An 8,625-nucleotide genomic window follows, 5' to 3' on the forward strand; every position below is an offset into this window, starting at 1 on the left:
GCCCGGATCGGGTCCCGGAGACCGGGTCAGGCGGCGCGGCGACCCCGGCGACCCGACTCGCGCTTGCGGAGCGCGTCGGTGAGCAGCGAGACCAGGGCCTCGAGCTGCACGTCGGCGGAGTCGGTGACCTCCTCGTCGGAGCCGTCCAGGGCACGAGCCGCGAGGCCGGCCTTGGAGTCGATCAGCTCGGCGATCCGGGTGTCGATGGTCTGGCTGGCGATGATGCGCCAGGCCGTGACGGGCTCGGTCTGGCCGATGCGGTGGACCCGGTCGATCGCCTGGGTCTGCTCGGCGTCGGTCCAGGAGAGCTCGGCCAGGACCAGGTTGGAGGCGGCCTGGAGGTTGACGCCGACGCCCGCTGCGGTCAGCGAGCAGACGATGATCTCGACCTCGGGGTCGTTCATGAACTCGTCGATGGCCTTCTCGCGTGCCTTCGAGGTCTGGTCGCCACGGATCGTGGAGTAGCGGATGCCGCGCTCCTCGAAGAGCTTCTGGGCGGTGTCCATGACCTCGATGTGCTTGGCGAAGAAGACGACCTTCCCGACGTTGCGCGCCAGCTGGGCGGCGTAGTCGGCGGCCAGCGTGGCCTTCGCCTTGCCGATGCGGCGCATCATGCCGAAGACGTTCTCGCCGGTGGAGGCGTCCTGGTCCTCGCGCTCCCAGGTGGCCACGCGGCGGATCAGCTCGAGGTCGAGCTCGCCCGGCGCCGGCTTGGCGCCGGTCACCCGGGTCTCGATCGCGGTGTCGTAACGCTGCATCATCCGCTTGGCCAGCTCGGCCTCGGCGGCCCGGATCGAGCGGCCCTCGGCGTCGTCGAGCTCGACCGGGAGGTCGGCCACGCGCCGGGCCGGGATGTCGCTGGCGACATCGATCTTGCGGCGGCGGACGATGCCCTGGTTGACCACGACGCGGCGGGCGGCGCCGTAGAAGCTGTTGTCCTGCGGGGTCAGCCCGGTCTCCTCGAGCCCCTCGAGCAGACCGCCCAGCGGCTTGACGTCGTCGATCCAGCCGAGGAACTGCCAGATCGCCCGGAAGTCCTCGATGTCGTTGATCAGCGGGGTGCCGGTCAGCGCCATCAGCAACGGGTTGGCCGTACGCTGCCGGATCTTCTCCGAGAGGGCCAGCACGTGCTGGGAGCGCTGGGAGGACTTGTTCTTGATGAAGTGGGCCTCGTCGACGACCATGCCCTTGAAGCCGAAGTCGCCGAGCCAGCCGACGTGGCGGTCGAGGATCTCGTAGTTGACCACGATGATGTCGGCGAAGCCGTCGATGTCCTCACCGTTGCCGTGCACGACGGTCGCCTTCTTGGACGGCGTCCAGAGGCTGACCTCGCGCGCCCAGTTGGCCTTGACCACGTTGGGCACGACCACGAGGAGCGGGTAGGCGTTGGCCGCCTCGGCGGCGAGCAGGGCCTGCGCGGTCTTGCCGAGGCCGGGCTCGTCGGCCAGGAGGTAGGAGCGGTGGCCGGCGGCCGCCGATGCGACCAGCTGGGCCTGGTGGTGCATGAGCTCGCGGGTGCCGGGCGCGTCGACGTGACCGGGCCCGTAGGCGGGCGGGTCGGGCAGCGGCATGCAGGACGGCCCGGAGTCGGCGTACTCGAAGCTGCGGAACAGCGGCCCGAGGAGCTCCCAGCCGGAGAGGCGGCGGGCGTGCACCGGCGGCCGGGCGTTGGTGAAGTCGGGGACCAGGAACGGGTTGGAGAGCTGGCGCTGGATGACGCTCGTCGGGACCACGCGCTTGTCGGGGACCACGACGGCGGGCGTCTCGTCCTCGTCCTCCTCCTCGTCCTCGGGGACGTCGACGCCACCACGGGCCATCAGCTCGTGCTTGAGGTCGACGGCGGCCTCGGAGATCTCGGCGTCCTCGGCGAGGAGCTCGAACAGGCGCGAGTCCATGGTCGCGGTCTTGGCGAGGATCGTGGCGATCCCGTCGAGACGCTTGAGCTGCTCGGCGCGTCGTCCCTCGTTGAGGGTCTCGTCCTCGAGCACACGGTGGCGCTCGTCTCGGGCGAGGAGCGCGACGACCTGGAACTTGGTGCGCACGTCGGGCATGGCCGAACGGCGCTGCACCGCCGACTCCACCTCACGGACGACCTGGGCGAGCACCGGGATGATGCCCTCGTTGTCCTTGTGGACGCCCTTGCGGCGACCGTTCTGCCCGGACCTGCCGGCGCTGCCGTTGCTTCGCGAACGGCCGGACCGGTTGTTGCGCCGGGTAGCGGCTCCCTGAGCCAACTGAATCCTCCTTGGGGCCACGCACGGGTGAGTGGCATGTCCAAATGCCGACCCTCATCGGCCGGTCGCCCTCCCAGGGCTCACGCAGATCGATGGCAGACGACTGACGACCGCGTGCCAAACAGCGGATACGCGCGATCGGCGCCTCATCGACCGGGCCAGTGACTCATTCGGTCCCCACGACGAACGTCCACGAGCCGGGCGCTTGCAGCGAGTGTAACCCCACCCACACCTGTTAGTGGAAGTCTCGTTCGGTGTTTTCTGTCAATTGATCAAACGTGGGTGTCAGGAGGACCTCGGACGAGTCCGGTAGAACTCGCGTGCGCGCCTTCCGAGACGCTTGGTGGCGACGTCGGAGAGCACCACACCGAGCGGGATGTTGAGCACCGGGATGCCGCGCAGGACGACACGCCGGGCCACCCGGGCACCGACGAGCTGCGCCATCCCCTTGGTCGCCTCGACCGTCTTGCTCGCCGCCCAGCGGGAGGCGGCACGGACGCCGAACCGGCTGCCGGCAGCTCCCGCGGCACCCCCGCCACCGCCGAAGAGCAGCTCCACGCCGGCCAGCCTGAGGAACTCGTCGATCCGGGCCGGATCCTCCAGATCATGCCCGTACGCCGCGGCGATGTGCATCACCAGGCGCTGCTCGATCCACGCCAGCGCGACCAGGTCCCCCAGGATCGCCGTGCCGGCGGCCGCCACGACCGCGGCCGGCCCGCCGATGACGGCCGGCACCTCGGCGACCGCGATCATCGCGCCACCGCCGGCCCCCTGCGCGCGGGCGAACCAGCGGTGCCGGCGGATCAGCTCGTCGACGTACGCCTCGGGGTCGAAGCCGGGCTCGGCGCGGTCCGCGGCCACCTTCTCGGCGATCTCCGGGCCCTGGGTCGCGACCAGGTGGCCCACCAGCACCTGCGGCGCTGCCGGACCGGCCTTGATCAGCTCCTTGATCGGGAACTTCGGCTTCTTGACCATGGCCCGAACCTATCGGAGGCCGGAGCCGGTCCGGCGCAACGACATCAGTCGTTCAGGTACTGGTCCGCCCAGGCCGAGATGATCCGGGCGGCACGCTGGGCCTGGCCCTTCTTGGTGAGGAGGTGGTCGGAGCCCTCCAGCGCGACGAAGGAGCGCGGGTGACGGGCGGTGTTGAAGATGTCGGAGGCGTTCTCGATGCCGACCGTGGTGTCGGTGGGGCTGTGCATGACCAGGAGCGGCTTCTTGAGCTGCATGATCTTCTGGCGCAGGTCAGCGCGGCGTACGTCGTCGACGAAGGCCTTGCGCAGGGTCAGCGACTTGCCGCCCGCCATCCACGGGGCCTCGCCGTCCTCCAGCACCCGGGAGAGCACGGCGTCGTAGTTGTGCTCCACGTGGGCCGGCTGGAACGGTGCGCCGACGGTCGCCACGGCGTCGACCCCGACCGCATCGCGGGCCGCGGCCAGGACCGCCGCGCCACCGAAGGAGTGCCCGACGAGCAGCTCGGCCTGGGTGCCGCGCTCGGCCATGAAGCGGGTGGCCTCGACGGTGTCGGCGACCTTGTGGGTGAACGAGCCGTTGCCCCAGTCGCCCTCGGAGTCGCCGAGACCGAGGTTGTCGAAGCGCAGCATCCCGATGCCCTCGGCGGCGAGCTGCTTGCAGATCCGCGCAGCCGCCGGCGACTCCTTGCCGAGGGTGAAGCCGTGGCTGAAGACTCCCCAGCCGCGTACGTCTCCCTCCGGGAGGTCGATCAGACCGGCCAGCTTCGGCCCGGACGTGCTCTTGAACCACACCTTTTCTGTTGCCACGTGCCACATCGTCCCGTGCCGGAGCGCTACGTGCGAGTACCCGTGCTGAATTTCACTGGACGCCAGTAGGTCGCGGCCGTATATTCGTCTACGAATATACGGAGGTGAGTGATGGCACGACGCAAGGTGAGCAACCTGACCGGGCTCGCGGTGCTCGGCACGGTGGTGCAACGTCCGATGCACCGCTACGAGATCGCCTCGCTCATGCGCGCCCGCGGCAAGGGCGACGACGTCGACATCAAGTGGAGCTCGCTCTACACGGTCGTGGCCAACCTGGAGAAGCACGGCCTGCTCGAGGTCGCCGGCACCGACCGCCAGGGCGCGCGCCCCGAGCGCACGATCTACCGCATCACCGAGGCGGGGCGCAGGGAGCTGGTCGAGTGGACCCGCGAGCTGCTCACCACCCCGGTGAGCGAGCAGTCCGGCTTCGTCGCCGGGCTCTCGATGATGGCCGCGCTCACCCCCGACCAGGTCGCCGACGCGCTGCGCGACCGGCTGACCGCGCTGGAGCAGATGGTGCGCGAGCTGCGGGCGGCGTACGAGGAGGCGGAGATCCCGCGCCTCTTCCTGGTCGAGACGGAGTACGCGATCGCGATGCGCGAGGCCGAGGCCGCCTGGGTCCGCACGCTGCAGGCCGAGCTCACCGCTGGCACCTACCCGCTCGTCGAGGAGTGGCGCGAGTGGCACCGCTCCGGCGCGATGCCGGACGAGCTCGTCGATCTCGCGGAGCGGGGCGCCGAGCAGGACTGAACCCAAGAACGACCTGGCGGCGGTGCGGCAACACCGCCACCAGGCCCACCGAAAAGAACCGGCACCGCGGCAACGGCGACACGGCTCGGATGGCACTGAGCAGACTATCCGCCCGACGTCGCGGTCCTCACCCAAGGAGTAGAACCGTGGCATCCATCTCATCAGCACTCGTGATCGGCGGCGGCGTCGCCGGTCCCGTGACCGCGGCCGCACTGGCGAAGGCCGGAATCGAGGCGACCGTCTACGAGGCCTACCCCGAGCCCACCGAGGGCATCGGCGGCCTGCTCGCGCTCGAGCCGAACGGCGTCGTCGCCCTCGAGACCATCGGCGCCGCCGCCGGCGTGCTCGAGGCCGGCACCCCGATCACCCGCTCCCGGATGGCGATCGGCGGCCGTACGTTCGACCTGGTCGCCTCGCCGTCCGGACTGCCGGCGCGGCAGGCGATCGAGCGCGCCGACCTGCACCGCGTCCTGCGCGAGCAGGCGGTCGCGGTCGGCGTACGCCTCGAGCACGGGCGACGGCTCGTCTCGGTCTCCGAGGAGGCCGACGGCGTGGTGGCGCACTTCGACGACGGGTCCTCGGCACGCGGTGACGTGCTCGTCGGCGCCGACGGGGTGCGCTCGACCGTGCGTACGCTCATCGACCCGGGCGCGCCCGGCGCGGGCTACACCGGGCTGCTCGGCTTCGGCGGGTACGCCGACGTCGACCTCGACGTCGAGCCGGCGACGATGACCTTCGCGTTCGGGAAGCGCGCCTACTACCTCTACTGGCGCCACGGCGACGGGCGGGTGGCGTGGGGCGTGAACCTGCCCTCGCCCTACCTCAGCCTCACCGAGGCCCGCCGGACATCGCCCGAGGAGTGGCTGCGCACGCTGCGCGAGGTGTACGCCGACGACGACCCCGGTGCACTGCTGGCCGCCTCGACGTCGCCCGAGTCGCTGCAGGTGGTCGGGGCGCTGCACATCATGCCGCCGGTGCCGCACTGGCACCGCGGCCGGATGGTGCTGGTCGGCGACGCGGTGCACGCACCGTCGAACAGCACCGGCCAGGGCGCCTCGCTCGCGATCGAGAGCGGCATCCAGCTGGCTCGCTGCCTGCGCGACCTGCCGTCGGTGGAGTCGGCGTTCGCGGCGTACGAGGGTCTGCGGCGTACGCGGGTGGAGAAGATCGCGGCGCGCGGGGCGAAGATCAGCCACGCGAAGGCACCCGGCCCGCTCGCCCGGCGGGTGATGCCGCTGGTGCTGCCGCTCGTCTTCCGGGCGCAGGCGGTGGCTCGCGTCGCCGAGGAGGAGCAGCGCTACGCGATCGACTGGGACGCGAAGGTCGCCTGAGGGGTCGGAGCCTGTCGAGACCGCCCGGTCTCGACAGGCTCCGACGACCGTCAGCGCTCGACGTAGAACAGGCGCTTGTTGAGGAACTCGTCGATCCCGAGCGGCCCGAGCTCGCGACCGAAGCCGGAGCGCTTGGTGCCGCCGAAGGGGACGTCGGCGCCCTCGCCGGCCGGGGTGTTGACGTTGGCCATGCCGACGTCGAGCTGCTGGGCGACGGCGATCGCGCGGGCCTCGTCGGTGGAGAAGACGGCGCCGCCGAGGCCGTACTCGACCGCGTTGGCCAGCTCGACCGCCTCCTCGTCGGTGCTCACCTTGTAGACGACGGCGACCGGGCCGAAGAGCTCCTCGGTGTAGGCGCGCATCTCCGGCGTGACGCCGGTGAGGACGGCGGGCGCGAAGAAGGCGTCGGGGCCGTCGGAGATCTCGCCGCCGGCGTGGAGGGTGGCGCCCTTGTCGACCGCATCCTGGATCTGCGCGTGCAGCGCCTCGGCCGCCTTGCGGGCCACCAGCGGGGAGTAGACGGTGTCGTCGCCGTCCTCGCCCTCGAGTGGCGTCATCGCGGCGGCACGCTTGGTGAGGGCCGCGACGAAGTCGTCGTAGACACCCTCGTTCACGATCATCCGCTTGTTGCCGTTGCAGACCTGGCCGACGTTCTCCATCCGGGTCGCCCACGCCGTCTCGGCGGCCGCGTCGATGTCGTCGGAGTCGAGGATGATGTAGGGGTCGGAACCACCGAGCTCGAGGACGACCTTCTTCAGGTTGCGGCCGGCGGCCTCGGCGACCGCCGTGCCGGCGCGCTCGGAGCCAGTCAGGGAGACCGCGCGGACCCGCGGGTCGGCGATCATCGTGGCGATCTGCTCGTGGGTGGCGTAGAGGTTCTGGTAGACGCCCTCGGGAAGGCCGGCGTCCTCGAAGATCTTCGCGATCGCGGCCGAGGAGCGCGGGCAGTTCTCGGCGTGCTTGAGGATGACGGTGTTGCCCGCGACCAGGTTGGGCGCGGCGAAGCGGGCGACCTGGTAGTAGGGGTAGTTCCACGGCATCACGCCGAGCACCGGGCCGAGCGGCAGGCGCTGGATGACCGCCTTGCCCTCGTGACCGGGCAGGTCGGTCTCCTTGAGGAGCTCGGGGCCGTGGTCGGCGTAGTAGGCGGTGATCTCGCCGGAGAACTCGGCCTCACCGGCACCCGAGGAGGCCTTCTTGCCCATCTCGGTGCGGATGATCCGGCCGAGCTCCGCGGCGCGCTCGGTGAAGAGGTCCGCGGCGCGCTTCACGATCGCGGAACGCTCCTCGATCGGGGTCGCGCGCCAGGCTTCGTACGCCTTCTGGGACCGCGCCAGCGCCTCCTCCACCTCGGCGTCGGTGGCGAACGGGAAGGTCTCGATCACCTCGCCGGTAGCGGGGTCGGTCACCTGGTAGGGAGGCGTGGTGCTCATCGTCGTCCTCTTCGATCGGGGCTGCTTTGGGTGCGATGGTACGTGGTTTTAGGCCGGTTGTAACGACGGAAACGTCACTATTTACCGGTTTCGACAACTGAATCCGAAGTTAGGACACGTTCTAGAATGTGCGCATGGATCTCGCATTCTTCCGGCGCACCGATGACGGCTTCGAGCCTACGCCGATGGCTCGCAGCATGTGGGCCGAGGACCACATGCACGGGGTGGCCGCCAGCGGCCTGATCGCACGCGGTCTCGAGGACCAGATCGAGGTGCTCGGCCGCGCCGCCGAGCTGGTGCCCGCGCGCTATCACGTCGATCTGTTCCGGCCACCGCGGATGGTGGTGACGAGGATCCGCACCAGCGTCGTACGCAACGGCCCACGCATCGCGCTGCTCGATGCCGAGATGGTCCAGTCGGCCGGGGACGGCTCGGAACAGGTCGTGGCGCGGGCGACCTGCACCTACCTGCTCGCCGGGGAGAACCCGGCCGGCGATGTCTGGTCGGCCAGCGAGCGCGCCACTCCCCCACCGGTCTCCGTGGCGCCCCCGACCTCCGAGCCGCACGTACCCTTCTTCGTCTCCGACAACCCCTGGTCCGACGACTTCGGCAAGCACCAGAACGCTGGGCGTCACATCACCTGGCAGGTCGCGGTCCCGACCGTCGCCGGCGAGCCGATGACCCCGTTCCAGACCGTCGCCTCCATCGCCGACGCCACCTCGATGGTCACCAACTGGGGCAGCAACGGCGTCGAGTGGATCAACACCGACATCTCGCTCGCCCTCGCCCGCCGCCCGGCCGGGATGGAGGTCGGCCTCGCCACCATCGACCACGTCGCGCACGAGGGCATCTCCGTCGGTACCGCCGAGGTCTTCGACCGTGAGGGCACCATCGGCACCGCCACCGTCACCGCTCTCGCCAACGCCAAGCGCACCGTCGACTTCACCGCTCCTGTCGAGGGTGGCCCCGCCACTCCTGTCTAGCCCTGCCGAGCCGTCGGCCCCGTCGGCCGAGGCGTCACTCCCGTCGGGCGAGGCGTCACTCCCGTCGGGCGAGGCGTCACTCCCGTCGGGCGAGGCGTCACTCCCGTCGGGCG

Annotated in this window: 7 protein-coding genes; 3 read left to right on the forward strand and 4 right to left on the reverse strand. The window is 70.6% G+C overall.

Annotated elements, in window-relative coordinates:
- Window positions 1-26: 26 nt before the first annotated feature.
- The 3 genes from UG56_RS23920 to UG56_RS23930 all read right to left on the reverse strand — a co-directional run bounded on the left by UG56_RS23920 (window position 27) and on the right by UG56_RS23930 (window position 4,015).
- Window positions 27-2,234: a DEAD/DEAH box helicase gene (locus UG56_RS23920; RefSeq protein WP_045549359.1), complete on the reverse strand. Its 2,208-nt coding sequence runs from the start codon at window positions 2,232-2,234 to the stop codon at window positions 27-29.
- 285 nt (window positions 2,235-2,519) lie between these two features.
- On the reverse strand, window positions 2,520-3,209 hold the full coding sequence (locus UG56_RS23925) for a hypothetical protein (protein WP_071327291.1): 690 nt from the start codon (window positions 3,207-3,209) through the stop codon (window positions 2,520-2,522).
- A gap of 44 nt (window positions 3,210-3,253) precedes the next feature.
- A complete protein-coding gene (locus UG56_RS23930) occupies window positions 3,254-4,015 on the reverse strand; it encodes an alpha/beta hydrolase family protein (RefSeq protein ID WP_256206867.1) in 762 nt (253 codons plus the stop codon).
- Window positions 4,016-4,126: 111 nt separating this feature from the next.
- Between UG56_RS23930 and UG56_RS23935 the strand changes: the two genes are divergently transcribed.
- Together UG56_RS23935 and UG56_RS23940 are read left to right on the forward strand one after the other, a co-directional pair.
- Complete coding sequence (locus UG56_RS23935; protein ID WP_045552098.1) at window positions 4,127-4,765, forward strand: PadR family transcriptional regulator; 639 nt, start codon at window positions 4,127-4,129, stop codon at window positions 4,763-4,765.
- Between the two features lie 146 nt (window positions 4,766-4,911).
- Window positions 4,912-6,096 carry an FAD-dependent monooxygenase gene (locus tag UG56_RS23940; protein ID WP_071327292.1) on the forward strand — a complete coding sequence of 395 codons (1,185 nt, stop codon included), beginning with the start codon at window positions 4,912-4,914 and terminating at the stop codon, window positions 6,094-6,096.
- Between the two features lie 50 nt (window positions 6,097-6,146).
- Here the strand turns inward: UG56_RS23940 and UG56_RS23945 are convergent, their stop codons facing one another.
- The gene (locus UG56_RS23945; RefSeq protein WP_045551965.1) at window positions 6,147-7,529 is read right to left on the reverse strand and encodes an NAD-dependent succinate-semialdehyde dehydrogenase; all 1,383 of its coding nucleotides are present in this window, start codon (window positions 7,527-7,529) and stop codon (window positions 6,147-6,149) included.
- A 134-nt stretch (window positions 7,530-7,663) separates the two neighbouring features.
- Between UG56_RS23945 and UG56_RS23950 the strand changes: the two genes are divergently transcribed.
- Window positions 7,664-8,512, forward strand: a complete 849-nt coding sequence (locus UG56_RS23950) for an acyl-CoA thioesterase domain-containing protein (RefSeq protein WP_045551966.1) — start codon at window positions 7,664-7,666, stop codon at window positions 8,510-8,512.
- Window positions 8,513-8,625 lie beyond the last annotated feature (113 nt).

It is taken from the genome of Nocardioides luteus, assembly GCF_000960475.2.
GTDB lineage: Bacteria > Actinomycetota > Actinomycetes > Propionibacteriales > Nocardioidaceae > Nocardioides > Nocardioides luteus_A.